This window comes from Allocatenococcus thiocycli (assembly GCF_921292965.1).
In the GTDB taxonomy this organism is placed as follows: Bacteria; Pseudomonadota; Gammaproteobacteria; order Enterobacterales; family Vibrionaceae; genus Vibrio; species Vibrio natriegens.
This window is the reverse complement of sequence record NZ_CAKLCK010000041.1, coordinates 134,250-159,850: the sequence shown is the minus strand read 5'-3', so window position 1 is coordinate 159,850 and position 25,601 is coordinate 134,250. Positions and strand designations below refer to the sequence as shown.

Sequence of the window (25,601 nt, the reverse complement as noted above, 5' to 3'; positions counted from 1 at the left end):
GGTTTATTTTAACCGGCTTCGCATTTACTGCAAGAAAGCCAGTAGTGAGGTAAACTCAGCGCCAGTTATCGCGATTTTTTATTGGAGCCTCCTTTTGCAACTGCAATTGATTTGTGAAGACCCGTCTCAACAGTCCCATCTTGATGAGCTTGCTGCTCGCTGGCAGTTGACCCATTCTGACGACAGTGACTTTGCTTTAGTTCTGACTGCTGAACGTTTGGAGCTGCGTAAAGTGGATGAGCCTAAGTTGGGTGCGATTTTTGTCGATTTGATTGGTGGAGCGGTCGGGCATCGTCGTAAATTCGGTGGCGGCAAAGGTCAGGCAATCGCAAAAGCGGCTGGCTTAAACAAAGGCGCAACGCCAACGGTTCTGGATGGAACGGCTGGCTTAGGCCGAGATGCATTCGTATTGGCTTCTCTGGGCTGCAAGGTACAGATGGTAGAGCGTCATCCTGTGGTTGCCGCGCTGTTGGATGATGGTTTGGCTCGCGCAAAACAAGACCCAGAAATTGGAGCTTGGGTTTCGGAGCGAATGTCGTTGATTCACGCTTCAAGCCATGATGCGCTAGAAAAACTGGCGCAGGACAGTGATTTTGTAAAGCCAGATGTGGTGTACCTCGACCCTATGTACCCGCATCCGGAGAATAAAAAGAAATCCGCATTAGTGAAAAAAGAGATGCGTGTATTTCAGTCTTTGGTTGGCGCTGATTTGGATGCGGATGATTTGCTAGAGCCTGCAATGACACTGGCTACCAAGCGTGTTGTGGTGAAGCGTCCGGATTACGCCAACTGGTTGCATGACGAAAAACCAAGTATGGCGATAGAGACGAAAAAGAACCGCTTCGACGTTTATGTTAAAGCCTCAATGGCGTAAGGTTTTGACTCCTAACTCTTTCACTTCATAGCGCGAAATTTCGCGCTGTGATCCCGCTTTTCTTTCGTGACAACGAACGACATTTTCCACTTGCTAATTCGGCATACTGACGGTATATCTAAGTAAGAATTATTATTATTTCACACATCGATGAAATAATGATTAGCTATTTGGAGTCGTCGTATGGCTAAACGCTTATGTAAAATGAATCGCAAACAGATCGCAACTAATCTGGGTGATATCCACCGTTTGGTGGTCGCGCCAAAATTTGTCTGTCGCTCGTGCGCGCGTTCTTCTGCTTCTAAAAATACGTTGTGCAAGCCCGCGGCTATTCCGCCACAAGCTTGCCAAGATAAGCCACTTCACGAGCAGCAAGCCTGTGGTCTGCTGGCTGAAGCGCTTCCAGCAGAGCCTATTGCAGTGACGCCAAAGCAAAGCGCAGAAAAAGCGGCGATCGTTAAACGTGTGGTCGAAAGAGTAAAAGAGAAAAAACTGGCTGCTCAAGTGACACCGCCTGTCGCTCTCAAAGCGCCAGACCTATTTGACTTAGCCGACAAAAAATCACTCAAGAAAGCCAAGAAGACGCTGAAGAAGCATTACAAGCAACAGAAGAAGCTACTTAAATTGGCCAAGAAGCAGCAAAAACTGCTTAAACGCCAGCGCAAGTTAGAGGCACGCAATGCCAAATTGGAAGTGATGTTGCCCACGCCATTAACGGCTGTGATGAGTGAAAGCCAGCAAGCGAAAGTGCATTAATCGAATAAATAAAAAAACGCTCTCCAACTGGAGAGCGTTTTTTATTGTCTGTGGTTTGTTACTTATTTGCGTAACTCATCTCAACGCGTTTTTTCACCCAGGTTTCATTAACCCAAAGCGAGAACATAATGATGGCTCCGCCGACGGCCAGTCGTACAATGTCGACATCTCGGTTCCAAATCACAATGTTTACAATTAAGCCCGCCGGAACCAGCGCGTTATTCATTACAGCAAGTGCGCCTGCGTTGACTAAGGTTGCGCCTTTGTTCCATGCGAAATAACCAAAGCCTGATGCGATCAAACCAAGGTAAGTCAGAATGCCCCACTGAGTAGCGGTGGCTGGCAGCTTGTCTACATTCCCCATCAATGCAAATGCGACCGTTGCCACGCACAATGCGCCCAAGTAGAAGTAACCAAATACGGTATGCTGAGGCAGGTCGACTGGCTCACTTTCCATGATGTATTTGTAACCCACTTGACCGATGGCAAAACAGAGGTTCGCGCCCTGGACGACCAAAAAGCCGAGCAGGAAGTTTTCATTGATGCCTGCAAACTTAATCCAAGCAGCTCCCACAACCGCAATCAATGCCGTGACCAAATACCAAGGCGAAAAACGACCTTTGAGAAAATCGTAAATTAGCGTGACGTAAATAGGGGTGAAAACCGTGAACAGCAGGACTTCTGGTACCGAAAGGAGCAAGAAAGACTGATAGTAGAAGCAGTACATCAAACCGAGCTGAAAGCCGCCGACAATCATCAATTTGGCGATCAGCGATTTAGGTACGCCACGGAATTTCAGAAACGGAATAAATACGATGCTGGCGAGCGCCACACGCATAAATACCGAAAACCAAGAATCAACCTGACCAGCGAGATATACGCCGATCAGGCTAAATGAAAATGCCCAGAGCAGGGTGACTGCAGATAAATAAGCCATGGATGAGAACTTTTATCAATAACAAATATGTCCGCAGTCTAACCAAGTTTTCTTAACGCGCCAATCAGTCTTTTAGCGGTATGACCAGCATATCGACGGGTGAGCGATTAATTAGCTGGCGTGTCGCAGACAGAATCTTACTCCAGAAATCCTGATGATGACCACAAACCACCAAATCAATGTTGAAGTCCTGAATGGTATCGCAAAGCTCATTACTCAAATCACCACTACCGACTAAAGTATGGGTGATCGGATATTCTGCGTATTCCGCAAAATTGGCGAGTTGAGTACGCGAGGCTTCCATGGCTTGGTGCTGTGCTTCCGCCATGTTGATATCGATAAGCCCGGTGTAGAGCTCGGCATAGTTCACATCGATGTGAATGAAAGAGACTTTCGCATCCAGAGGTTTAGCCAGAGATACGGCTTTCTTAATCAACACTTTACTGTCGTCTGACAGGTCTACTGCCACAAGTATGTGTTTGTAACTCATATTGCTATCTCCTTGTAAGGTCATATACCCAAGTAACCTCGAACTGACCCCAGGGCTAAGGCTCTGACTTAATGTATCTTGAAGTCACTTGGGTATAGTTTCAGATTAGCACTAACCCCCAATAAATTTTGCTAAAGTGATCTCATATCAATATTCTAGGTAGAAAGTCTTAATGTGTTAATCATGTTATAGTTGTATGAAATGCAGGAATATAAACAGGAGCTAACATGCTGTCTCAAACTATGGTCGATCAATTGAATGATCAAATTAACCTAGAATTTTTCTCATCCAATCTATACTTACAAATGAGTGCTTGGTGTGAAGACAAAGGTTTTGAAGGCGCTGCTGAATTTCTACGTAAGCACGCAGTAGAAGAGATGGAGCACATGCAACGCCTTTTCACCTATGTAAGTGAAACTGGCGCATTGCCAATTCTAGGCGCGATCGATGCACCAAAGCATGACTTTGCTAGCCTAGGTGATGTTTTCCGTGAGACTTACGAACACGAACAAATGATCACTGAGAGAATCAACAAGCTGGCACACGGTGCTTTTACAAGCCAAGACTACTCAACATTTAACTTCCTACAGTGGTACGTGGCTGAACAGCACGAAGAAGAGAAGTTGTTTAAAGGGATCTTAGATAAGATCGAACTTGTTGGTGAAGATGGTAAGGCATTGTTCTTCATCGATAAAGATCTAGCACAAATGGCGAAAGAAGGTTCATCTTCAATCATGGATGCTCCAGCTGCATAAAGCGTTCCCCAGCGCGATAAGTAGCGATTAAAAGACAAAGCAGTGATCGTCTTTTTCTCTTGAGCATTGTTGAAGATGTAGGGAGGAAAAGATGATCAGTGGAGACACAATCTTATTTGCGCTAATGGTAGTCACCGGAGTCAATATGGTCCGGTATCTGACTGCTCTTCGTTCTTTAATTCACATCATGCGTGAAGCCCATCCGTTGTTATATCAACAAGTGGATGGCAATGGGTTTTTCACTACTCATGGAAATGTCACTAAACAAGTGCGTTTGTTTCACTACATCAAGAGTAAAGAGTACCATCATCACCATGATGAGATATTTACGGGTAAGTGTGAGCGCGTACGAGAGCTGTTCGTCCTTTCAACTGCGTTACTTGGCGTCACGTTGCTCGCGGCTTTTATTCTATAAGTTGGATAAACAAAGCCCTTCGTTCGGCGCTTGGAATTTAAGCGCTTTTCCCGGAAAACATTTCTCGGTAGAATGTCGCCCGAACAAAGCAAGGATGTGCACTGAGCACATCCTTTTTTTATTGTTTTGGATTTTGGATAGAGCCTAAGAGTTACCGATGAGTAAGAAGTTTGATGTAGTAGTAATTGGCGCAGGCGCTGCGGGTTTGATGTGTGCTGCAGAAGCTGGTAAGCGAGGCCGCAGTGTATTAGTGCTCGACCACGCGAAAAAGCCTGGGCGTAAAATTCTTATTTCTGGCGGTGGCCGTTGTAACTTCACCAACTATGACGTGTCGGCAAATAACTACTTATGCCAAAACCCTCATTTCGTAAAATCGGCATTGTCTCAATACACCAATTGGGATTTCATTGCGATGGTCAGCAAGCACGGTATCGAGTTTGAAGAACGTGACCATGGGCAGCTGTTCTGTGTGGATGCATTCACCGCCAAAGACATCGTAAAAATGTTACTCGCGGAATGCGATATGCCGAATATTCAGCAGCGCTATCAGTGCGATGTTCACTCGATCGAGAAAACGGACAGCGGCTTCCGACTGCATGCTGATACCGACATGGTTGAGTGTGACTCTTTGGTTATCGCAACGGGTGGTCTATCGATGCCAAAATTGGGTGCGACTCCCTTTGGCTATAAAGTTGCCGAGCAGTTCGGGCTTCCAGTCATCTCAACGACGGCAGGCTTAGTGCCATTTACGCTGCATAAAGAAGACAAAGAGGACTTCGCCGATCTGTCTGGGATTGCCGTGCCAGCAGAAATCACGGCTGAAGACGGCACCATGTTCAAAGAAGCACTGCTTTTCACTCACCGAGGCTTGTCTGGCCCGTCTGTTTTGCAAATCTCTTCATTCTGGCGAGCAGGGCAAAAGGTTTCGATTAATTTGGTGCCGAATGAAGATGTTACGGTGCTTCTGGAACGCAGCCGCGAAAAACACCCAAATCAATCACTAAAGAATACACTAGCGAAAGTCCTGCCAAAACGCTTGGTGGAAGTGTTGATCGAACGTAAAGAGTTAACCGACAAGCCACTGAAGCAATTTAACCCGAAAGAGCTGGCTGATATTGTCGCGCGTTTAGAAAACTGGAACGTGGCTCCGAACGGAACCGAAGGGTACCGCACGGCGGAAGTGACGCTTGGCGGTGTGGATACCGACCATCTCTCTTCTAAAACCATGGAGTGCAAAACTATCAAAGGATTGTACTTTATCGGCGAAGTGATGGACGTGACAGGTTGGTTAGGCGGCTACAACTTCCAGTGGTGTTGGAGCTCAGGTTTCGTTGCCGGGCAGTGGGTGTAGTCTTGTGCAGAGACAAAAAAGTTTGTCCGCAAGCACTAAAGTTTGCCCACAAGAGCATTTTGAGACAATAAAGTTTGCCCGCAATGACTCTGATTACTATGATGAATTAAGGTGAACGCGATTGGACTGGTCATGGGGCGTGGACGAAAACTGGAGTCTTGGAAAGACTTCGAGCGAGCATTAAAGAATAAGTATGGGATTGGTCAAGGTTCAGATTACAAGCCTTGGCTCTGTATTCAGGATGTAAAGTCAAAGGGAACACGTTCACTGATTTATGGTAGGAAATCTCAAAGAGAGCATCACATGATGTCCTCGATTGAAAGTGAGCATTTTTACCTTGCTGAGTTTTCAAGCAGAGTGATTGATATCAGAGAACAATTTCCTATTTTCCCTCTAAACTTTACGCAAAAAGTCGCCAAAACCCTCGGAGTTGATCACCCTACACATCCTAGTACGAAAGAACCTATCATTATGACAACGGATCAGTTGCTCACAATAGATTCTCCTCAAGGCACTACATATCATGCAATTTCAATAAAACCTGAAGATCATTCCAGTAATCAACGGGTGCTCGAGAAAATAGATATCGAGAGAGTTTGCTGGGAACTACTTGGAGTTAAGTTCAGTTACTTCACGGGCAATGAATTAACCAGAGTTCAAAGCTGCAATATTCATTGGGCTACATCCCCTTTTCGTGAGAACCCGATAAACTTTTCTTCTGACCAAGTTAATTGCGCTCTCTCTGTCTTAGCTGTCGGACAATACTTTATTGAAAACCTTTGTGAACAGCTCATCTCAATGAATATCACATCGAATGAAGATGCATTGTTGTTGGTTCGATACCTCATAGCAGACAAATATATTGACGTTAATCTATCGGCTAATATCGCTGAGTCAGGACTGATTGATATTAAGTATGTGCGAGAAAGCGGCGGAGGCAATGTGTATGGAGCTTGCTAGGAACAGTGTATGGAATGTGAATGAGTCGAACTTGCTTGAAGAAGGAAATTATCGTCTGTTGGATATCATGCAGGATGTAGAGGCTGTCATTTTATTCTCGCTAAGCGATAATTCCACGACGGTAAGGCCTATTGCCGTCTCTTTAGAAGGTTTCATTGAACTTGTTTCTAGCAGTAAAGCCCAAAAGGCAGAATATGAATTGCCAGCTTATCTTTTAGTTGACGAGGAAAACATCCCAAATAGTCATATTAGGCGTCGAGATAAAAATTATGACCTAATCAAAGGTATTGTATTTGATAGCTGCTTTATTTTTGATTATGCAACTAAGAAACGTGCCTCTCAACTTGCGAAATATGCAAAAGGAGTTGGCGTAGACCGTAAGTCTTTAGCTAGGTTACTTACCCAGTATTGGCGAAATGGGCAGGATAGAATGGCTATGTTACCTGCATTCTCGAACAGCGGAGGTTCTGGGCTAGACCGAACACCCACAACGAAACCATTGGGAGCACCGAAACAACCAAGAACCATAGCTGTTGATAGAGCAGCTAAGTTTATTGTGAGTGATGATGATAAGCGTAACTTCAAAAAAGCATTAAAGAAGTATTTCCTCAAAGAGTCAGGGTTGACGCTGACAAAAACCTATGAAAACTTGCTCAAAGACAGTTATTCGAAAGAGATAAACTTGGCTAAAGCGTGCAGTAGGCCTCCTTTAGTGCCAACTAAAAAGCAGTTTAGTTACTGGCGAACAAAGCTATTTAGTAAAGAGCAGATTATTAAGAAACGAACGTCCGAGAGTGACTACCTCAGAAACAAAAGGAGTGCTCTAGGTAGCATTACAGATCGAAGTTATCTTCCCGGTGCTTGTTTCGAAATTGATGCAACAGTCGCGGATGTACATATTGTGTCTGAGCTAGGGGCTCAATATGTTTTGGGTCGACCGACGATTTATATTGTAGCTGATAGAGCAAGCCGAATGATCGTTGGTATGCATGTATCGCTTTATCATGCTTCGTGGCGCGCTGCGCGTCAGGCTCTGACAAATAGTTTCTTACCTAAGTCATCGTACTGTAAGAGCTTCGGCATAGATATTGATGACTCTGAGTGGCCGTGTGCGCATATTCCTAAAGAACTAGTTTGTGATAATGGAGAAATGATTGGGGTACAGCCAAAAAATAAACTGACTCCTATGACAAAATTATCGTTTACTCCACCCTATAGACCCGATTGTAAAGGTGTTGTAGAGAAGCGCTTTGACATCATCAACAAAGAAGTACTCCATGAGTTGCTAGGTACTACAAGAGGTGGTCAGGTTGTTCGGGGTGACCGAGATCCTAGAAAATACGCGATTTATACACTCAAAGAACTTACAGCTGAAATAATAAAAGCGGTGCTAGAACATAATCGCTCTATTCTTGACGATTTAGCCTTTGCTAGCCCTTTACTCATAGCGCATGACCTGTCTCCTACCCCTCAGAACTATTGGAAAATACACCTTTCAAAACATCGGCACGAACTTCAGTTAGCTAATTATGATGAAGTTGTAGCTAGATTGCTGCCTTCAGCAGAAGTAAGCATGACTCGAAGCGGAATTTACTTTAATGGCATGTATTACTCGTGTTCAAAAGTTGAAGAGCTTAATTTAGCATCTGTCGCTAGGTCATCAGGACGTTGGAGGTTAGACGCTCGAATTGATGAAAATACAACGAATTATATTTATGTTCGATTTGATAAAAACAAAGAATTTATCCGATGTGATCTGTTGCCTCGAAGTCGAATGCTGAGTGATAAATCTATGTTTGAATCAGACTTTATTAGAGACTGGCTTGATACTAAGAAGGAACAGGCTCCAATCTCAACTTCCTCAATAGAGGCTCATAAGCATCGGCAGGACATAACAAGACAAGCCAAGAATAGAAGTAAAAATGCGGAAAAAGTCTCTTTTAGAGATAAGACGCGAAACATCCGAAGGCGTCGTAAGGAAGAATTAGAAGCGACAACAAATATGATTACACCAGAGCCTGAGACTTCCGTTACCAATGATGCTCCTGATACTTTCTTCGTAGGTAATAAGGTTATTCCGTTGCCAAAAGGTAGAAAAAGAAGAACGAATGGAGGCGGAGCATGAGAGTTGAATCTGCTATATATCAGGATGCAATTCTGCCCGAGCATCGAGGGAACCCCCTTATAGAAGCGCTACCGGCTAAGAAAGCTTGGGAAAGTGTCATGGAAGTTTTTAGTAATTACCCTGACTATTCAGAAGAAATAGCTGATCACCCAGATCCATTAGTTCGCGATGAATACTTGAATCGTATTGAAGAGATTAGACAGCCACTAACTGATTATCAAGCGTGTTTTAGAGCTGTTGAAAGGGCTATAAAAAAGGGTTACTCCGCTAAAAACCCACTTAGTCCAACCACCGCTCAATACTTACACTATTTGGTTGATGAAAGGCCTGATATTGAACCTCGCACAGGATTCTTTCAGCCGAAAGGAGATGGGCTTACTTTAATCGGTGAAAGTGGTGTAGGTAAAACTTCAATGGTTGAGCAAGTGCTTGGCTATTTTCCGAACGTTATTGAACATGGGTCTTATAAAGGGCAATTATTAGAATTTAAGAAGCAAGTTGTTTGGGTCAAAGTGGATTGTCCAAGCAACTCAAGCGTTAGGGACCTGTGTGAAGAAATTCTGTCAACACTGGATCTTACTCTGGATAGAGTAAAAACAAAACCAGCGGGTACAATAGGTGCTTTAGTTCGGCAGTTAGAGCAGCGTATGAAGTCTAGTTTTCTCGGTATGCTTGTCATTGATGAAATGCAGAACCTTAAGTTCAAGCGAACTGGGGGAGAAAACAACCTATTGAAATTCTTACATAGGTTAATGAATAAACTAGGCGTGCCTATTTTCTTTGTTGCTAATCCTCCCTTTGATGACTCATTAATTAAAGAGCTTAAGGCTGCTCGTAGGGCTGAAAGTGGTTACCATCATACAATGTCTGTATTAAAGAGAGATAGTGTCTCATGGAATGCTTTTGTAGAGCAGTTATGGAATTATCAGTGGACTAGTGTTTATACAGATTTAACGAAAGACCTGAATGATAAGCTTCACTCACTCTCAGTTGGCAATATTGATATGGCGAGTCGAACATATCGAGAGGCACAACGGTTAGTGATTGGCTCTGACGATGAACGAATTACCCCAGCAACGTTAGAAGCGGGTAATGCGCTTGCATGTGGGCTTTCAAGACAAACTGAAGAAGTAAATGTACTAAAATCAACAATAATTTCTTTACCTAGAGGTAACCAGCGCAATACTCGACGAAAGGAAAAACCTGCGGTTAAAACTGTCGATAGGACCGGAGATATAACAAAACCTCAGCACCCTGAATTTGCCCCTCAGCTTGTTGAGTTGGTTGAAGCCGTAGATTTGATTAGCCGAATTAAAGATCCTGACTTGTTTCAGCAGGCCGCTAGTATTGAAAACCCTATCCGTTATTTAAAGTCTCGAAATGTTGTATTAGAAGATCCACTTTCAGAGTTATCCTATACTTAGCCAGAGTAATTTTAGGTGTGAGGCTCATCATGCAACTACCAACCGTACTACCTGATGAGTCTCTGTTTAGCCGTATATGCCGTCATCTAGCCATTGGTGAACTGTCCTCTAAGCAAGCTCAGCAACAGCTTATGGGTGAGGGAAGAGCTGCGATTCACCCTTACCTTACGTCTAATCTAGACGTTATCGCCCAATTCACCAGTGAATCGCCAAAAACTCTTTTGTTACGTCAAACTCTTCGGCCACTATTTTCCTATTATCTACCTAAATATCGAAATGACATCGAGAATACTTCTTCACGTTCAAATGACATCATAAGAGCTAGTCAGCTATCTACTTTTCGTAGTAAGGAACGCTTAGCTGTGAAGCATTGTCCTTTATGTGCAAAAGACGATATTTATGAATATGGTGCCGCTTATTGGCATCTTGTTCATCAAGTCCCTGGAGTTGAAGCTTGCGCTAAGCATAAAATATGGTTGGTGCACAATGAACTACCAACTCGCAGCCATGTCAATGATCACTTGCTTCCCGATGTAAGTCATCCAACTAATCATTGTAGTGAGTTGGCACATAATTTCTCAGCGTTCGTAGCGAATAAAGTCCAAACACTACAACCTGACAATTTAAGCCTTAAGGACTTAAATACCAGCTATTTACGAAAATTAAATTCTAATGGTAGTTTGACGAAAAGTGGTCGAATCAAACGGAAGAAGCTCACCAATGATTTATTTGAACTATCAGAAGAGCTCTTTCTTACACAGTCTGGTTTGTCTCTTCGGTCACAGAAAGACTATCGTTTTGTATCTTCATTACTATCGGGCCAGTATCCACAACACCCTTTCAAGCACTTAATGTTGGAGTTTTATCTATCTTGTTGTGATCCAATTAATGAGCTTAAAGGTTCCTTTCAGAGCGTTTCGAGTGCCTCAGTACATAAAGAAGAGCTGTGCTGTGGCTTATTGAAAGCTGGATTATCAATGGCGGCGGTAAGTAGAAGAATAAAAAAAAGCAGGTGCTATGTTAAGAGTATTGCCTTGAAGAATAATATTCCCGTGAACCTGAAACCTAATAAAATCACAATTAAGGTTCAACGAAAGGTTGTTAATATGGCGTATAAAGGCTTTCACCGAGCAGTTATTGCTCAGGCAATAGGCATTTCAATTGGTAGTGTTGAACAGATCATAACTGCGACTGATAGGCTCGTAGCGTGGCGGAAGAAGTGTAGATATGATTCTTTGAAACGACGCCACCAATGTAAAATACTGCGTTATTGTCGACTTCACCCAAGTTCAAATCGCCAGAAAATCAAGCAATCATGTGAGGCAGCTTTTTTCTGGCTATATTTTCATTGTCCTGATTGGCTGGAGAGTCACCTTCCTGAGTCCCAAAAAGTTAGGCGTGTTGATAGAGTTAATTGGAATGAAAGGGATGAGCTAATATCACAGCAGATAACTGCAATTTTGGAGTTATCTGATCGGATTATTTCTCGAACTGAACTGGATAGAATGCTTGGTTCACACGGATGGCTAACATCCAAAAAAGATAAACTACCGTTAACGTTAGAGGCTTATTATGAATTTTATGCTGTGAAATCGCACTGATTTATGTGTCTACGGTTAGTCGCTTTTTGAATACAAGTTTTATTGTCTGGCAATGAGGTGCTTTATAGTAAATGGATTACTTAAAAGATGAATCACTACATAGTTTTATGTTTCGAAGGCTTGCATTGTGGGGGCTTGAGGTAGATGCGTACCATGATCTCATATCTTCTGATGGCTATTGGTATAAAGATCCTTGTTTAGCCAAAGAGGTTGGCTTTGTTTTTAACGATATGACTGACGATTTTTTGATTACTAAGCTACTTCAAGCTGGCATGATTAGGATTGAGAATGACTCATTGGTTTATACCTACAATTGGCTTTATGGAGCGCTAGGCAAAACGTTTTATGGTCGCAAAGTTTACGGTCAGTTATCTCGAAAAATACCGATTAGATTTTGTCAGGAATGTGTTACCGAATATATTGCTGAATTTGGTTTTGGATACTTTCATCGAGACTGGATTTCGAGGACTTTTTGTGACAAACACTCGTCCCCTTTAAATCAACTGAAGGTTAAAGGTCGGTCGAATACAATTGTTCAACTCAACAGTATCCTAAGGGGTGAATCTATTGGTGAGCTTAACGTTGCCGGCACTATGGGGGCTCCCATCGAGCGAGTGAAACAAGGAATTATTTTTCCTGTCAAACCAACACTTTGTACCCTTAATGACTTTGGCTGGTTTATTCGTGAATATGCTTTTGAACTTGAAACGATTACGCCTGAATACAGTGAGGTTGATTGGCTTTCTCTAGCTGGAGCGTTGCAAGAGGGGTATAAGGAGGGGAGTAGGCGTGCTTTTAATCTAGGGCAATCGGAGCTATTTGTTAAAGCTTTCAGTGACGATGTTGAAATGTTATATGGCTACCTCTTAGAAAACATGATGATTATTCGTCAACCGATAGGATTTAGAGGCCAACTTCATGAAATGATTATGGTTCCAAATAATTTTAGTTGTGATAAATGCCCTAATTCCCATGAATGTCTTGTTAGCCAAGACAATTATCAGGAGCTTGATGAATCCAATGTTTGTCAGGATTTTATTTTGGAGTCATCTTCTCTGGTAAAAGTTATGCGTGAACAAGGGTATGATTTCAATCATAGCAACTCTTTACCATGGAGCCCTGTCGAATTTTCGATTAAGTAATCGTTAAAGCGATATACGTTGGTACTGCATATCGCTTTAACGATATTAGAATTGGCTGGCGAGCGCACGATAGTTATTGTTACTACAAACAGGCTATTGGATGTTTTTTGATTTAGTTATTTGGCTCAAACCCACCTACTTTGAATAACCTGAACTTAGGCGAATTGAAGTAGACGGTGTCGCTGTTGAGACTATTGCTGGTGTAGCTATAAGGAATAATGTTTTCGTATTCAGGTGAGAATGCTTAGTATCTTTAAGTCTTTGTCTCAGCGATCAAAGTACCGATAATCCCCCATCGGACTAGCCTCATTTGGGATTTCTGGCTATCGAAAGTAGACAGTGAGCTATGTGATGACGGTGAATATTGTGGGAGCAATCACATGCATCGTTTATGGAAAGAGAAATCATTAAATGTAAAATCTACTCTACGCTAGAAGATACTCGCAAGGATATCTTTGAATGTTTTAGATGCTCTACAACATAAAACGTAGGTATGGTTCCAATGATCAATTGTCACCTGTAGAGTATGAGAAGCAATATGAGAGAAGACCAACAGTGTCTACTGACTCGGTGGCTATTGACTAATATTTTGAGATAAAAACTAAAATAACGGGGATACTATGGTGGCATTAAAAAGAATCGGATTAAGCAATTTCAAGGCATTTAAAAGTTTCCAACAAGTGGACATATCCCCTGTTTCCTTGCTTTTCGGGTACAACAACTCAGGAAAAAGCTCGATCTTGCGAGCAGTATTATTACTTGCAGATAGTTTTAAAAAAAGTGAAGTACCCATGTATCAATCGTCGATACTGGACTATACAAGTGAGTCGATTAGAGGTGCATCCCATGTAGAACTTGCTCATAATAACAAACCTGGAATGAGTTTTACATTAAGTTGGGAAGATGGTTCTTCTGTTAGATTCAAGGTGTTCCAGAACGGCTTAGATGCTGAAGTAATTCAGGAAATAGAGGTTCAACAATTTGGATGTTCATACCTTTTTTTGCAATCACTTGATGCTGACGCTCCTATTGGAACATATATCCTCCAAGATTCTGCGGAGGAAGTCGAAATGACAGTTAAAGACTTTCGTCTAGACTGTGAGAAAGTTGATTTTAGTCATATAAATCAGTTGATAGAGGCATTTTCGAAATCAGTTTACTATTTAAGTTCAACTCGTAAATACCCCCCAAGAGAGTTTGAAATTGGAATCGGAGTGCCTCTGTCAACGCCAGTTTAAAATTGACCCACTTATCGACGTTATCGCCGAAGTAAAATTGACCCACCCATACAATTAACTTTTGCCTTCAGATAGACTTTCTAGAACCGCTGGTATGGTTCCAGCCGCTTTCTTTCCTCTTAATCGATAGCTTTCACCGCTGATTTGTACAATGTGCGAGTGATGAAGAAGTCTATCGAGTAATGCCGCCGTCAACGTTGTATCATCGGCGAACGCATTTGACCATTGAGAGAACGGCAAATTACTGGTCACGATAATGCTGCCTTGCTCATAACGTTTGGCGATGACGTTAAAGAACAAGTTGGCCTCTTCTCTGCCGAACGGTAAGTAGCCGATTTCATCGACGATAAGTAGCTTAGGTGCGAGTACACTTCGTCTCAAGTAGCTTTCAAGCTTACCCTGAGCTTTTGCTGTAGATAGCTGAAGCATCAAGTCTGCTGCGGTGATGAACCGTGTCTTTAGGCCCTTTTGAACCGCTATTTGGCCAAGGCTCACTGCAAGGTGGCTCTTACCAACGCCACTTGGGCCGAGTAATACCACGTTTTCCTTTCGCTCAATGAAGGCTAACCCTGTTAACTCCTTGAGCTGTTTTCTTGGGGCACCCGTTGCGAACTTGAAGTCATAGTCATCGAACGTTTTTTCCATTGGGAAGCTGGCGAACTTAGTCAGTGTGGCTCTTGTGCGTTCTGCTCGCGCTTCCAGTTCAGCGTTCAGAAGTGACTCTAAGTAATCGGCTAGACTCAGTTCACGACTGTTGGCTGCTTCTGCCAGTCTCGGCCACTCCTGACCGATAGCTTGTAACTTCAGCGTTGCACAGGCAGCCTCGATACGACTCATTTGAAGGTTCATGGTCGTACCTCCAACAACGCATCATACGTCGAGAGTGGGTGCTGGAAGCTCTCAAGTGGCATCACACTATCGCTTATTGTTAGTGGTGTGACTGGGCGTGTCGGCGATGGTAGCGACTGAAGTGTAAAGCGCTCTTCATCTAAGAGAACCTGAGGCTTTGCACCTGTCGTACCATGAGTTCGTTGGTGAGCGACGGTTTCTAGCCATGCGCCGATATGTCCATTAAGAACATCGACGGTGATTTTAAGTCCGTGTTGCTTGAGTGTCGCCGCAAGAGGAGTGACGAAACTATTCTTCAAGTAGGAGTTAAATCGCTCCACTTTTCCTTTGGTCTTTGCGCGATATGGACGACAGGCTCTCGGTTTAAAATTGTACTTCTTGGCTGCGGTGAGCAGTGCAGGGTTCCAGCGGTGCTCACCTTCACCGTATGCATCACGCTCTATCATGATGGCTTTCGCATTATCGAACAGAACTTCTTTGGGGACGCCACCGAAGTATTCAAACGCTTCTTCAAGACCTTCTATCCAGTCTTCTTGGCGCTCTCGTTCACTAAAGCGAACGAACGTCGCTCTGCTATAACCAAGCGTTGCCACGAAGGCTTTAACACGGACTCCGTAATGGGTGATGGTCGTAAAGTCCACTTGCATCTGCTCACCTGGCAATGTCTCGAACCGAACGACAGGGTCGACAGGCGTACTTGGTTTGTACTGTTTGATGTACTCCTTAAGCATCGTTATACCGCCTTCATAACCAAGTGATTTTAACTCACGTAGTAAGACGGTTGCGGGTATCCAATAAGGCTTTGCGGCTTCAATCCGCGTACACAAGTAGTCATGGTAGGGCTGAAGTTTAGTTGGTCGGGATTGACGCTCGGGGTACACGGGTGCTTTGCTTCTATCTCGCAGATAAGTACGAACGGTATTCCTTGAGATCCCCAGCTCCTTTGCGATACGGCGGATGCTGCACCCTTGCTGATGTAAAACGTGTATTTCCACTAGTTGCTCCTGATTGATCATAATCCGCCGCTTTGTCCATGTTACGAACGGATAGTTTGACTCAGGTGGGTCAATTTTAAATCGGCGTTAGTGGGTCATTTTTACATCGGCGCTGACAATAACCGCGTTATTAAAAATAAAGGCACCAAAATAGAGGGTTTATCTCTGTATTTTACTCCCATCATCTACTACCAATTTGGGCGAGAAAAACCTGAGGGCTGGCAATATAGAGTCGGTGTTGGGGCTGGGTTGGGATACCAGGATCATAACGGCGAGTTTTTAATCACCAATCGAGAGCACCCTAATTACGGAAAGGTGAGAAAAATTAATCACTCCAAACTGGGTTTATCAACTGGTATTTATGCTGAGGCTAAATATAAAAAGCATCACATCGTATTTAATGGGGATCTCATTACCAATGAGCTATCTGGTGATGATTATCGGTATGTGGAAAACCATGTATCCATTACCTATCGCTATCAAATATATTCTTTTACGCTGGATTTTTAATTTCTGACGCAGTTATAAAGCCGAGTATTTCTTACTCGGCTTTTGCTGTTGATGGCGGTCCGCTATAGAAATAGCTTGTTGGGAGTAACGGATGGGCTAAATAAAAATCCCTGCCCGTAAATACATCCTTTGTCTGACAGGTATTGTGCTTGTTCTTGAGTTTCAATCCCTTCTGCGACGACTTTAAGCGATAAGGTTTTGCCCATAGCGATGATCGCATTAACGATGGCATTGCTGTCGCTATGACTCGGTACATCTTTCACAAATGAACGGTCGATCTTCAGCTTGTTGATCGGTAGGCCCTTCAAGTAAGAAAGCGAGGAATAGCCAGTACCAAAATCATCCAAAGATATTTCAATACCCAGTTCTCGCAGTTGATTTAACGACGCAATGGCCTGTTGTGGATCGATCAACAAAAAGCTTTCGGTGATTTCGATATCCAAATGCTGCGCGGAAAAACCAGTCTCTTGAAGTATCACCTGAAGCCGGTCGATAAAGTTCGATTGCTGCAGTTGGAGTGCGGATACATTGACGGCTATTTTGCCGAAATTAATTCCTGACTCCAGCCAAGCGTGGCCCTGAATACAAGCCTGCCTGATAACCCAATCGCCGATGCTTTGAATTAGCCCGGTTTTTTCTGCAATTGGAATAAAATCAGCAGGGGACACTAAGCCAAATTCAGGGTGCTGCCAGCGCAACAGGGCCTCCACGCCAACAATAGAGTTCTGCTCTAGGTTATATTGGGGTTGATACTCCAAACGCAGTTGCTGTTTCTCTATTGCCTCGTGCAGCGCTGATTGAATTCGCACGTGGGAAATGGACTTGTGAGTCAGATCCGGTGAATAAAAAGCGTAGCCGTTACGGCCATTCTTTTTCGCTAAGTACATGGCAGTATCTGCATTTTTCAGCAGTGTTTCACTGTCTTGACCATCGGTTGGATACAGGGCAATACCGATACTTGCTGAGACACGCAATGATTCGTGACTGGTCAGCTTAAACGGTTGATGGAATACACCTAAGATGCTGTCCACCGTTTCGGACAGCGCGACATCACTTTGCGCCTCTGGAAGAATAATTACAAATTCGTCGCCGCTGATTCGTGCGACATGGGCATTGAGATGCAAGGTGTCTTGCAGACGTATTGCCAGTTTGGTCAGCAATTGATCACCGCAAAAATGCCCCATACTGTCGTTGATGTGCTTAAAGTGATCGATATCCAGGAAAAGGGTCGCAAAGCTTTGCTGGCTCTTTTGACCAGTTTCGATGTGCTGCTCGAGCAATCCAAGTAAATGAGTACGATTTGGCAGATTGGTCAACGGGTCATAAAACGCCATTCGCTGCAGCTTTTCTTCATGTGCTTTGCGCACCGAAATGTCTTCAAACACACAGATATAGTTGATCAGCTGATCTTTGTCGTCCATTACCGCGCTGATGGTGGCCAGTTGAGGGTAAAAGCTGCCATCTTTCTTGCGGTTGATGAACTCGCCTTTCCACTGTCCTTTAACTTGTAGCTCAGACCATAAATTTAGATAGAAGCTGCTATCGTGGTGTCCAGAGTGAAGGATTTTCGGTGTATGACCAATCACTTCTTCTGCACTGTATCCTGTGATGTTCGTAAAGGCAGGATTGATATCGATAATGTTTGCATCACGATCGGTGATGATCATCCCTTCTTGCGAATTATTGAATATTTTCGACGCCAACGTTAGTTGGGTTTCTATGGTTTTTCTACGTGTGATGTTTCGCGTCATGCCCATAACACCAATCAGCTCACCTGCTTGATTGCGTACAGGAGACTTAATGGTTTCGAGCCAGGTTGGATTATTGTTCGAGTCGATTTGTCGGCACTCTTCAACAATATTCTGATTGCCAGTTTCAACCACTGTAATATCAGCTTGAATGAATTTTTCAGCGCGCTGTTCGCTGAAAAGGTCAAAATCATTTTTACCAATGATTTCCTGATTGGTTTTTTGCCAGGCTTGCTCGACGCTTCGGTTAGTCATTGCATACAGGCCATCGGTGCCTTTGATCCAGATATGGTCTTCAAGGCAGTCGATAAACTCTTGTAATGTTGGGATTTGACTTTGATCTTGCTGATACCGCAGATGGCGTTGTTGTTCTTGTTGGTAACGTCGGCTCACATCAAAACTAAACCGACCCGCAAGGGCGCTCAGCCACGCTGGCACGTGATGGCTTTGTGCGTTTGTGTAAGTCAGCGTAATCGCGGCAAACAAATCACCGTTAGGTAGCCACACCGGACAGATGCTGAGGATCTGCTGCTCGTAAGCTGTGTTGACGGTTTCTAATTGAAAAGGGGTAAATTGAGCGGTGATCTGCTCAATCTCGGCAACAATCGCATCATGGTTCTGCTCTGCGGTCGACAACGCACTGTGTTGCCACTGTTCGTTGTCATTGAAGGCGTAGACTTGTCCCTGTGCATGGTTGGCATTACAGCACTGTTGCAGGGCATCTTGCCAGTCTGCTAATAAAGAAGATGGAATATCAAAGCGAAACATAATTAGTACGGTATCCTGAATCGCCCAATGATGTGTTTATAAAAATATAGCTGAGATGGCTATTGGGCTTTGGCTGTATCCTATCCGACCATAAAATAATTCCAAGCGGTAGAAGACGCTTCAGTTCATAAAAATACGAATTGATAACATCTGTTAGTGAGAGGCATTGGCGGTTTTCTCTTTTTTGCCAAACTTGACTTGCTGAATCACCAGACCACTGATGATCAATACCAGCCCGATCAGCGTAGAGGGATGAATGTCTTCACCAATAATCGTCGCCAGTAACATCAGGGAGATGAATGGGGAAGCGAAAATCAGGTTACTGATGCGAGCCGTATTCTGTGTTGACTTGAGCGCGCTTAGCCAAAGGACGAACGTAATCCCCATCTCAAAAAGACCCACATAGGTCACCGCAGCCCAGCCTTGGGCCGAGATGGTATTCCAGCTTTGTCCTTCATAGATGCTTAACGCAACAGTAAAAGGAATCGCAACCAGAAAACCAAGTAACACGCCCACGACCGGATCCGCTTTGTTTTTGGTGTTGAGAATCCAATATCCTGCCCATAGCAATGTAGAGAGCAGAGCTAAACCAACGCCAAGCGGGCTCTCAAAATCCATACCTAACACGTTGCCCTGAGTGGCAATCACAATCACACCTAGGTAACTAAACGCGCAAGCAATCCAGTCTTTGCTACGAATTTTCTGCCCGAGAAATACCGCTGCCATGAGCGTCAGCGTGATAGCCCAGCTGTAGTTGATGGCCTGGGCCTGAGAGGCTGGGAGCAAGTCATAAGCCTTAAACAGGATCAGGTAGTAGGCTAATGGGTTAATCAGGCCAAGTAGTAGGTAATACCAAGGATTCGACAGAAAGGTATCGCTGAGCTGATTTAACTTACCTTGGACACCACATACGATGATAAGAGCAATAGCAGAAACGATGCTGGCAATACACAGCATCTGAATAGGAGTGAACTCGGCTAATGTGAGTTTAAATGCGGTCGCCACTGTCGACCAAAGTAATACTGCTGAGAGCCCAAATCCTAGGGCGCGACGCTCATTCATGATGCCTCTGTATCGTGTTCAAAGGCTCGGCGATAAGATTTTGAGCGAGCCAAAGGATATTATTTTGAGCAGGTAGTGTATGCGAGGATTTTTCATCCAACAAACTGGACATTTATCCAGTGTCTAAATACCATTGTTATAGATATAAAACACAGGCTAACTCGCTATTATGCAATGGATTCTTGAGCATCAATCTCTCATTCTCTCTACTCTATGTGCCGCTGCAGCCAGCGGAGCGGCGGTCGGTTGGTGGGTAAAACAGCGCTTTATCACTCAAACTCAGCTTCTAGAACAGCAACTTTCTGCTGAAAAACAGCTTCACCAACAACAGCTTGAGCAAGTGGGTCAGCGTCTGGCTGAAGCGCAACAAGAGCTGGATGAACTGGATGACGAGCGCGATAAAGCGGCATTTGAAGTGCGTCAGTCACACGGCAAGTTGATGGCAGCAATGGAAAAGCTTCGTTATTTCGAAGCCGTCAAACAAGAGCGTCAGCAGTATTTCGATGAGCTCGGGAAAATGCGTGAGCAAAAATCGCGTTTGGAAACCCAATTACGAGAGCAGCAAGCGCGCCATGAGCAAGTAAATCAGTCGAATGCGGAAAAGCTGCAAATACTGGAACAAGCAGAAGTACGTTTGAAGCAGCAATTTGAGCATCTTGCCAACCAGCTGTTTGAAGAGAAAACCGCGAAGGTGGATCTGCAAAATCGTCAGAGCTTAGAAGGCTTGCTTTCTCCGCTAAGAGAGCAATTGGATGGCTTCAAAAAACAAGTCAATGACAGCTTTAGTCAGGAAGCCAAAGAGCGTTATACACTGGTGCATGAGCTAAAAAATCTGCAACGTTTAAACGAGCAAATGACGCGTGAAGCGGTGAACCTGACCCAAGCTTTGAAAGGCGACAACAAGCAGCAAGGCAACTGGGGCGAAGTGGTTCTTGCCCGTGTGCTGGCAGAATCTGGTTTGCGAGAAGGGCACGAATACGAGACGCAAGTGAATTTGCAAAATGAAGCAGGTAAGCGTTATCAACCTGATGTGATTGTTCACCTTCCGCAAAATAAGCAAGTTGTAGTCGACTCGAAAATGGCTTTGGTGGCGTATGAGCGTTACTTCAACGCGGAAACCGATGCACAGCGAGATCAAGCGTTGAATGCCCATCTTATTGCGCTGCGTGCGCACATCAAGGGCTTAAGCATGAAGGATTATCACAAACTCAAAGGCATCCAAAGCCTCGACTACGTTTTGATGTTTATTCCGGTGGAACCCGCTTTTCAGGTCGCTATTCAGGCTGATCCGAGTTTGGTTAAAGACGCGATGGAGCAGAACATCATTTTGGTTAGCCCGACTACCTTGCTGGTGGCGCTGCGTACCATTGATAATTTATGGCGAAATGAACGTCAGAATGAAAACGCGAAACTGATTGCAGAGCGAGCGACCAAACTTTACGACAAACTACGTTTGTTTATTGATGATATGGAAGGTTTGGGCGGGGCGCTGGATAAAGCCAATCAAACGTATCAAGGCGCGATGAACAAACTTGCCACAGGTCGCGGTAATGTGATTCGACAGGCAGAAAGCTTCAAGCAACTTGGTGTCGAGATTAAGCGCCCAATTTCCTCTGATCTTGCACAACTGGCACAGAGTGAAGCATTTTCCGAAAATGAATCGTTAGTTGAAAGACATCCGGCTGAGGATAAAGTAAACTAATCGCCCGCAGTACATTGGGCGACTCTATTTGTCAGCAACCGCCCAGCAGTGAAACGTGCTGCCTAAGAGGAATTAGAATGACGGACACAAGCTTGCAATCCAATAATGCATTAGAGAACGAAACCACCCACTTTGGTTTCACTACCGTGGCGAAAGAAGAAAAAGTAACTAAAGTTGCCGAAGTTTTTCACTCCGTGGCAGCAAAGTACGACATCATGAATGACCTGATGTCGGGAGGCGTTCACCGTCTGTGGAAGCGTTTCACTATCGATTGTAGTGGTGCTCGCCCGGGGCAGCGCATTCTGGATCTTGGCGGTGGTACTGGTGACCTGACAGCAAAATTCTCGCGAATCGTCGGCGATCAGGGCCATGTGATTCTGGCGGATATCAACAACTCAATGCTGAATGTCGGCCGCGATAAGCTGCGCGATAATGGTATTGTGGGCAATGTGCATTACGTTCAGGCGAACGCAGAAGAACTGCCGTTCCCAGATGATTATTTTGATGTGATTACTATCAGCTTCTGTCTGCGTAACGTAACGGATAAAGACAAAGCGCTGCGTTCGATGTTCCGCGTTCTTAAGCCGGGTGGCCGTCTATTGGTACTGGAATTTTCGAAACCAGTCATCGAACCATTATCGAAAATTTATGACGCATACTCGTTCCACCTGTTGCCAAAAATGGGCGAATTGGTCGCGAACGATGCAGAAAGTTACCGTTACCTAGCAGAATCTATCCGCATGCACCCAGATCAAGACACTCTGGAAGGCATGATGCAAGAAGCGGGCTTCGAAAACACCAAATACTACAACCTAACGGGTGGTATTGTGGCGCTGCACCGCGGCTACAAATTCTAAGGGTTAACGGCATGCCATTTGAACCTCTTATTACTGCCGTCATTGAAACGTCGCTGAACACACTGATTAAAGACGATCCTGCTCTGGGTCGTCGTTTAGCACGTCTGAAAGGCCAGGTTATTCAAGTTCACCTGAAAGAAATCAATAAGACGCTGACCTTTGTTTTCAGTCAGCAGATTGATGTTTTGGGTAACTATGAAGGTCATCCTGACTGTTATTTGTCTCTCAACCAGAGTGTGTTGCCGGAACTGCGAGATCAAGCCAACATCACCCGTCTTATCAAGCAAGATAAGCTTGAGTTGGAAGGCGATATTCAACTGGCACAAAAATTCTCTCAGTTGATGGTAGATTGCAAACCAGACATTGAAGAATGGCTGTCGCGAGTGACTGGAGATGTCGTAGCCCATACGGTCGTGCAGGGTTCAAAAAACGTCGGTAACTTTTTCGTTTCTCAAGCAGAAAAACACCAGCGACATCTAGCGCAGGTGGTGACAGAAGAGTGGAAATTCGCGCCAGCGCCGCTCGAAGTCGCGCATTTTTGCGATCAAGTGGACGAAGTACGCAGTCAGGCATCACGAGTGGAAGCTCGTCTGAATGCTCTGCTTGATAAATTAGATGCGGATAAGCCTGCGTTGGAGAAACCATGACTCCAGCAGAAATAAAGCGCTTATATCACATCGTTAAAGTACAACTGGAATATGGGCTGGATGAGTTGTTGCCGGAGCATCAACTGACGAAAGCGCCGCTTTGGATGCGCAAAAGCCTGTTCTGGATTAAAAATAAACACCCCGAGAAGCCTCTAGGTGAGCGACTTCGTTTAGCGTTACAAGAGCTGGGTCCGGTTTGGATCAAGTTCGGTCAGATGATGTCGACCCGCCGTGACTTATTCCCCCCTCATATCGCCGATCCCCTTGCGTTGCTTCAGGACCAGGTTGCCCCATTTGATGGTGAACTGGCAAAACAGCAAATGGAAAAGGCGTTAGGTGGTCCGCTCGAAAACTGGTTTACCGAGTTTGATATTAAACCACTGGCCTCTGCGTCTATTGCTCAGGTGCACACTGCACGACTCAAAGACACTAACCAAGAAGTGGTATTAAAGGTCATTCGCCCAGATATTCGTCCAGTTATTGATTCCGATCTAAAACTGATGCACCGAATGGCACGTATAGTCGCGGGGGCAATGCCTGAAGCACGTCGTTTAAAACCGGTCGAAGTTGTTCGTGAATACGAGAAAACGCTTCTCGATGAACTCGACCTGCGTCGTGAGGCGGCTAACGCGATTCAATTGCGTCGAAATTTCGAAGATAGCGAAGAATTATACGTTCCTGAAGTTTTTCCTGACTTCAGTAATGAAACTGTCATGGTTTCTGAGCGAATATATGGCTTTCAAGTTTCTGATATAGAAGGCTTGATAGCAAATGGCACCAATATGAAACTGCTGGCTGAACGCGGCGTGAGTGTGTTCTTCACTCAGGTGTTCAGAGACAGCTTCTTTCATGCCGATATGCATCCCGGTAATGTGTTCGTTAAACCTGATCACCCGGAAAACCCAACGTGGATTGGGTTAGATTGTGGGATCGTTGGTACACTTAATAGTGAAGACAAACGTTATCTGGCGGAAAACTTCCTTGCGTTCTTCAATCGTGATTATCGTCGAGTGGCGGAATTGCACGTGGACTCAGGTTGGGTGCCAGCAGATACCAATGTTGACGAATTTGAGTTTGCGATTCGCATTGTTTGTGAGCCAATTTTCGCTAAGCCACTGTGTGAAATCTCCTTTGGTCACGTGCTATTGAATCTGTTCAATACTGCACGTCGTTTCAATATGGAGGTTCAACCTCAACTGGTATTGCTGCAAAAAACCTTGCTGTACGTGGAAGGGCTTGGCAGACAACTTTATCCGCAGCTTGATTTGTGGGAAACCGCAAAACCGTTCCTTGAAGAATGGATGATGAACCAAGTCGGTCCGCAAGCTTTAGTGAATGCCATTAAAGATCGCGCACCATTTTGGGCGGAGAAGTTACCGGAATTGCCAGAGCTGCTTTATGATAGTCTCAAACAAGGTAAGGCGATGAACCAACGTATGGATCAGCTTTATCAGGGCTACCGTCAAAGTAAGCGACAGCAGGCGACAGGTAAGTTTTTATTTGGTGTTGGCGCCACTTTAGTCGTATGCTCGGCAATATTGGTGGATAACGCTTATGAGCAGCTATCGTTCGCCTGTGGGATTGCAGGTGTCACATTCTGGCTGTTTAGTTGGCGAGCTTATCGTCGATAGACGGTAAACTCTTGAAATACATTTTGTTTAAAGACCCGAGGTAAAAAGAATGGGTGGTATCAGTGTTTGGCAACTTCTAATCATTGCTGTAATTGTTGTATTACTATTCGGAACCAAGAAGCTACGTGGTATCGGTGGTGATCTAGGCGGTGCCGTTAAGGGCTTCAAAAAAGCAATGAGCGATGACGAAGATGCTGCGAAAAATGCTAAAGACGCTAAAGACGCAGACTTCGAGCCAAAAAGTTTAGAGACGCAGCAACAAAAAGAAGCTGCACCTGAAACGAAAAAAGACAAAGAGCAGGCGTAAAACGTGTTTGATATCGGTTTTTGGGAACTGGTATTAATATCTGTTGTTGGTCTGGTCGTTCTTGGACCGGAGCGTTTGCCTCATGCTATTCGTAGCGTGTCCCGCTTTGTCGGTGCCGCTAAGAGTATGGCAAATAGCGTCAAAGACGAATTGTCACACGAGCTGAAAGTCCAAGAGCTGCAAGAGAACTTGCGCAAAGCTGAGCAAATGGGGATGAAAGATTTATCCCCTGAATTGAAGTCTTCTGTGGAAGAACTTAAACAAGCTGCGCAATCTGTAAACCGCCCTTACGCGGAAAAAACTGAGTCCGACGCTAAACCTGTGAAAGCAGAGCCTGTCGTTGAGTCGGTAGAGAAAGCGGAAGATATCAAGGTTACAGCGGCAGATAAAAAAGCCGAATAGTCTCATTAGGAGGAGCTGCTAGGATAAGTAGCTCCTTTTTGATCTGGTTTTTACA

General features: G+C 44.4%; 24 protein-coding genes and 1 pseudogene. 19 read left to right on the top strand and 6 right to left on the bottom strand.

All coding sequences use genetic code 11. The annotated features are described in order from the left end of the window. The first annotated feature begins 94 nt into the window (after positions 1-94). On the top strand, positions 95-874 hold the full coding sequence (locus L9Q40_RS17080) for a class I SAM-dependent methyltransferase (RefSeq protein WP_498794044.1): 780 nt from the start codon (positions 95-97) through the stop codon (positions 872-874). A gap of 183 nt (positions 875-1,057) precedes the next feature. After that, positions 1,058-1,630 (top strand): hypothetical protein, encoded by a 573-nt coding sequence (locus L9Q40_RS17075; protein ID WP_020336254.1) that lies wholly within the window; start codon positions 1,058-1,060, stop codon positions 1,628-1,630. 58 nt (positions 1,631-1,688) lie between these two features. On the opposite strand, the gene L9Q40_RS17070 is transcribed toward L9Q40_RS17075, so the two are convergent. Both L9Q40_RS17070 and uspA read right to left on the bottom strand, forming a co-directional pair. Next, positions 1,689-2,567 (bottom strand): carboxylate/amino acid/amine transporter, encoded by an 879-nt coding sequence (locus L9Q40_RS17070; RefSeq protein WP_498794043.1) that lies wholly within the window; start codon positions 2,565-2,567, stop codon positions 1,689-1,691. Positions 2,568-2,631: 64 nt separating this feature from the next. After that, positions 2,632-3,057, bottom strand: coding sequence for a universal stress protein UspA (uspA, locus tag L9Q40_RS17065; RefSeq protein WP_014230471.1), 426 nt, complete (start codon positions 3,055-3,057; stop codon positions 2,632-2,634). A gap of 227 nt (positions 3,058-3,284) precedes the next feature. Between uspA and ftnA the strand changes: the two genes are divergently transcribed. The 10 genes and pseudogenes from ftnA (at position 3,285) to L9Q40_RS17015 (ending at position 14,068) form a co-directional block, all read left to right on the top strand. Continuing rightward, on the top strand, positions 3,285-3,812 hold the full coding sequence (gene ftnA, locus L9Q40_RS17060) for a non-heme ferritin (RefSeq protein WP_264903425.1): 528 nt from the start codon (positions 3,285-3,287) through the stop codon (positions 3,810-3,812). Positions 3,813-3,903: 91 nt separating this feature from the next. After that, on the top strand, positions 3,904-4,227 hold the full coding sequence (uspB, locus tag L9Q40_RS17055) for a universal stress protein UspB (RefSeq protein ID WP_264903424.1): 324 nt from the start codon (positions 3,904-3,906) through the stop codon (positions 4,225-4,227). Positions 4,228-4,384: 157 nt separating this feature from the next. Next, a complete protein-coding gene (locus tag L9Q40_RS17050) occupies positions 4,385-5,578 on the top strand; it encodes a BaiN/RdsA family NAD(P)/FAD-dependent oxidoreductase (RefSeq protein WP_498794042.1) in 1,194 nt (397 codons plus the stop codon). A gap of 111 nt (positions 5,579-5,689) precedes the next feature. After that, positions 5,690-6,538, top strand: coding sequence for a TnsA endonuclease N-terminal domain-containing protein (locus tag L9Q40_RS17045; protein ID WP_498794041.1), 849 nt, complete (start codon positions 5,690-5,692; stop codon positions 6,536-6,538). Positions 6,539-6,569: 31 nt separating this feature from the next. Then, the gene (locus L9Q40_RS17040; RefSeq protein WP_498794040.1) at positions 6,570-8,663 is read left to right on the top strand and encodes a TnsB C-terminal domain-containing protein; all 2,094 of its coding nucleotides are present in this window, start codon (positions 6,570-6,572) and stop codon (positions 8,661-8,663) included. Continuing rightward, positions 8,660-10,087 (top strand): ATP-binding protein, encoded by a 1,428-nt coding sequence (locus L9Q40_RS17035; RefSeq protein ID WP_498794039.1) that lies wholly within the window; start codon positions 8,660-8,662, stop codon positions 10,085-10,087. Before L9Q40_RS17040 ends, L9Q40_RS17035 begins: the two co-directional genes overlap by 4 nt. A 29-nt stretch (positions 10,088-10,116) precedes the next feature. Further along, complete coding sequence (locus tag L9Q40_RS17030) at positions 10,117-11,688, top strand: TnsD family Tn7-like transposition protein (RefSeq protein WP_498794038.1); 1,572 nt, start codon at positions 10,117-10,119, stop codon at positions 11,686-11,688. Positions 11,689-11,759: 71 nt separating this feature from the next. Beyond that, the gene (locus tag L9Q40_RS17025; RefSeq protein ID WP_498794037.1) at positions 11,760-12,830 is read left to right on the top strand and encodes a hypothetical protein; all 1,071 of its coding nucleotides are present in this window, start codon (positions 11,760-11,762) and stop codon (positions 12,828-12,830) included. 397 nt (positions 12,831-13,227) lie between these two features. Further along, positions 13,228-13,396 (top strand): annotated as a pseudogene (locus L9Q40_RS17020) (IS3 family transposase); the annotation flags it as partial. Positions 13,397-13,450: 54 nt separating this feature from the next. Next, positions 13,451-14,068, top strand: a complete 618-nt coding sequence (locus L9Q40_RS17015; RefSeq protein WP_498794035.1) for an AAA family ATPase — start codon at positions 13,451-13,453, stop codon at positions 14,066-14,068. Positions 14,069-14,122: 54 nt separating this feature from the next. Here the strand turns inward: L9Q40_RS17015 and istB are convergent, their stop codons facing one another. Then, positions 14,123-14,917, bottom strand: coding sequence for an IS21-like element helper ATPase IstB (istB, locus tag L9Q40_RS17010; protein WP_050935648.1), 795 nt, complete (start codon positions 14,915-14,917; stop codon positions 14,123-14,125). After that, on the bottom strand, positions 14,914-15,933 hold the full coding sequence (gene istA, locus L9Q40_RS17005) for an IS21 family transposase (protein WP_050935650.1): 1,020 nt from the start codon (positions 15,931-15,933) through the stop codon (positions 14,914-14,916). Before istA ends, istB begins: the two co-directional genes overlap by 4 nt. 69 nt (positions 15,934-16,002) lie before the next feature. Between istA and L9Q40_RS17000 the strand changes: the two genes are divergently transcribed. Continuing rightward, complete coding sequence (locus L9Q40_RS17000) at positions 16,003-16,422, top strand: hypothetical protein (RefSeq protein WP_498794033.1); 420 nt, start codon at positions 16,003-16,005, stop codon at positions 16,420-16,422. A 62-nt stretch (positions 16,423-16,484) separates the two neighbouring features. On the opposite strand, the gene L9Q40_RS16995 is transcribed toward L9Q40_RS17000, so the two are convergent. Continuing rightward, positions 16,485-18,938, bottom strand: coding sequence for a putative bifunctional diguanylate cyclase/phosphodiesterase (locus L9Q40_RS16995; RefSeq protein WP_498794032.1), 2,454 nt, complete (start codon positions 18,936-18,938; stop codon positions 16,485-16,487). A gap of 153 nt (positions 18,939-19,091) precedes the next feature. Further along, on the bottom strand, positions 19,092-20,000 hold the full coding sequence (locus L9Q40_RS16990; RefSeq protein ID WP_498794031.1) for a DMT family transporter: 909 nt from the start codon (positions 19,998-20,000) through the stop codon (positions 19,092-19,094). A gap of 169 nt (positions 20,001-20,169) precedes the next feature. Between L9Q40_RS16990 and rmuC the strand changes: the two genes are divergently transcribed. The 6 genes from rmuC (at position 20,170) to tatB (ending at position 25,546) form a co-directional block, all read left to right on the top strand. Then, a complete protein-coding gene (rmuC, locus tag L9Q40_RS16985; RefSeq protein WP_498794030.1) occupies positions 20,170-21,702 on the top strand; it encodes a DNA recombination protein RmuC in 1,533 nt (510 codons plus the stop codon). Between the two features lie 77 nt (positions 21,703-21,779). Continuing rightward, positions 21,780-22,559 carry a bifunctional demethylmenaquinone methyltransferase/2-methoxy-6-polyprenyl-1,4-benzoquinol methylase UbiE gene (ubiE, locus tag L9Q40_RS16980; RefSeq protein WP_014230498.1) on the top strand — a complete coding sequence of 260 codons (780 nt, stop codon included), beginning with the start codon at positions 21,780-21,782 and terminating at the stop codon, positions 22,557-22,559. An 11-nt stretch (positions 22,560-22,570) separates the two neighbouring features. Continuing rightward, positions 22,571-23,206, top strand: a complete 636-nt coding sequence (locus L9Q40_RS16975) for a ubiquinone biosynthesis accessory factor UbiJ (RefSeq protein WP_498794028.1) — start codon at positions 22,571-22,573, stop codon at positions 23,204-23,206. Next, the gene (gene ubiB, locus L9Q40_RS16970; RefSeq protein WP_065296106.1) at positions 23,203-24,837 is read left to right on the top strand and encodes a ubiquinone biosynthesis regulatory protein kinase UbiB; all 1,635 of its coding nucleotides are present in this window, start codon (positions 23,203-23,205) and stop codon (positions 24,835-24,837) included. Before L9Q40_RS16975 ends, ubiB begins: the two co-directional genes overlap by 4 nt. A 49-nt stretch (positions 24,838-24,886) precedes the next feature. Next, on the top strand, positions 24,887-25,144 hold the full coding sequence (gene tatA, locus L9Q40_RS16965; protein ID WP_065296107.1) for a Sec-independent protein translocase subunit TatA: 258 nt from the start codon (positions 24,887-24,889) through the stop codon (positions 25,142-25,144). A 3-nt stretch (positions 25,145-25,147) separates the two neighbouring features. Beyond that, entirely contained in the window at positions 25,148-25,546 is a 399-nt protein-coding gene (gene tatB, locus L9Q40_RS16960) for a Sec-independent protein translocase protein TatB (RefSeq protein WP_176290552.1), read from the top strand. Positions 25,547-25,601: the final 55 nt, after the last annotated feature.

Coding starts and splice junctions, on each gene's coding strand:
- L9Q40_RS16995 (WP_498794032.1), bottom strand. CDS start 18,938: ATGTTTCGCTTTGATATTCCATCTTCTTTATTAGCAGACTGGCAAGAT.
- L9Q40_RS17075 (WP_020336254.1), top strand. CDS start 1,058: ATGGCTAAACGCTTATGTAAAATGAATCGCAAACAGATCGCAACTAAT.
- L9Q40_RS17035 (WP_498794039.1), top strand. CDS start 8,660: ATGAGAGTTGAATCTGCTATATATCAGGATGCAATTCTGCCCGAGCAT.
- uspA (WP_014230471.1), bottom strand. CDS start 3,057: ATGAGTTACAAACACATACTTGTGGCAGTAGACCTGTCAGACGACAGT.
- ubiE (WP_014230498.1), top strand. CDS start 21,780: ATGACGGACACAAGCTTGCAATCCAATAATGCATTAGAGAACGAAACC.
- L9Q40_RS17015 (WP_498794035.1), top strand. CDS start 13,451: ATGGTGGCATTAAAAAGAATCGGATTAAGCAATTTCAAGGCATTTAAA.
- L9Q40_RS17050 (WP_498794042.1), top strand. CDS start 4,385: ATGAGTAAGAAGTTTGATGTAGTAGTAATTGGCGCAGGCGCTGCGGGT.
- istA (WP_050935650.1), bottom strand. CDS start 15,933: ATGATCAATCAGGAGCAACTAGTGGAAATACACGTTTTACATCAGCAA.
- ubiB (WP_065296106.1), top strand. CDS start 23,203: ATGACTCCAGCAGAAATAAAGCGCTTATATCACATCGTTAAAGTACAA.
- rmuC (WP_498794030.1), top strand. CDS start 20,170: ATGCAATGGATTCTTGAGCATCAATCTCTCATTCTCTCTACTCTATGT.
- istB (WP_050935648.1), bottom strand. CDS start 14,917: ATGAACCTTCAAATGAGTCGTATCGAGGCTGCCTGTGCAACGCTGAAG.
- L9Q40_RS17030 (WP_498794038.1), top strand. CDS start 10,117: ATGCAACTACCAACCGTACTACCTGATGAGTCTCTGTTTAGCCGTATA.
- L9Q40_RS16990 (WP_498794031.1), bottom strand. CDS start 20,000: ATGAATGAGCGTCGCGCCCTAGGATTTGGGCTCTCAGCAGTATTACTT.
- ftnA (WP_264903425.1), top strand. CDS start 3,285: ATGCTGTCTCAAACTATGGTCGATCAATTGAATGATCAAATTAACCTA.
- uspB (WP_264903424.1), top strand. CDS start 3,904: ATGATCAGTGGAGACACAATCTTATTTGCGCTAATGGTAGTCACCGGA.
- L9Q40_RS17070 (WP_498794043.1), bottom strand. CDS start 2,567: ATGGCTTATTTATCTGCAGTCACCCTGCTCTGGGCATTTTCATTTAGC.
- L9Q40_RS16975 (WP_498794028.1), top strand. CDS start 22,571: ATGCCATTTGAACCTCTTATTACTGCCGTCATTGAAACGTCGCTGAAC.
- L9Q40_RS17025 (WP_498794037.1), top strand. CDS start 11,760: ATGGATTACTTAAAAGATGAATCACTACATAGTTTTATGTTTCGAAGG.
- tatA (WP_065296107.1), top strand. CDS start 24,887: ATGGGTGGTATCAGTGTTTGGCAACTTCTAATCATTGCTGTAATTGTT.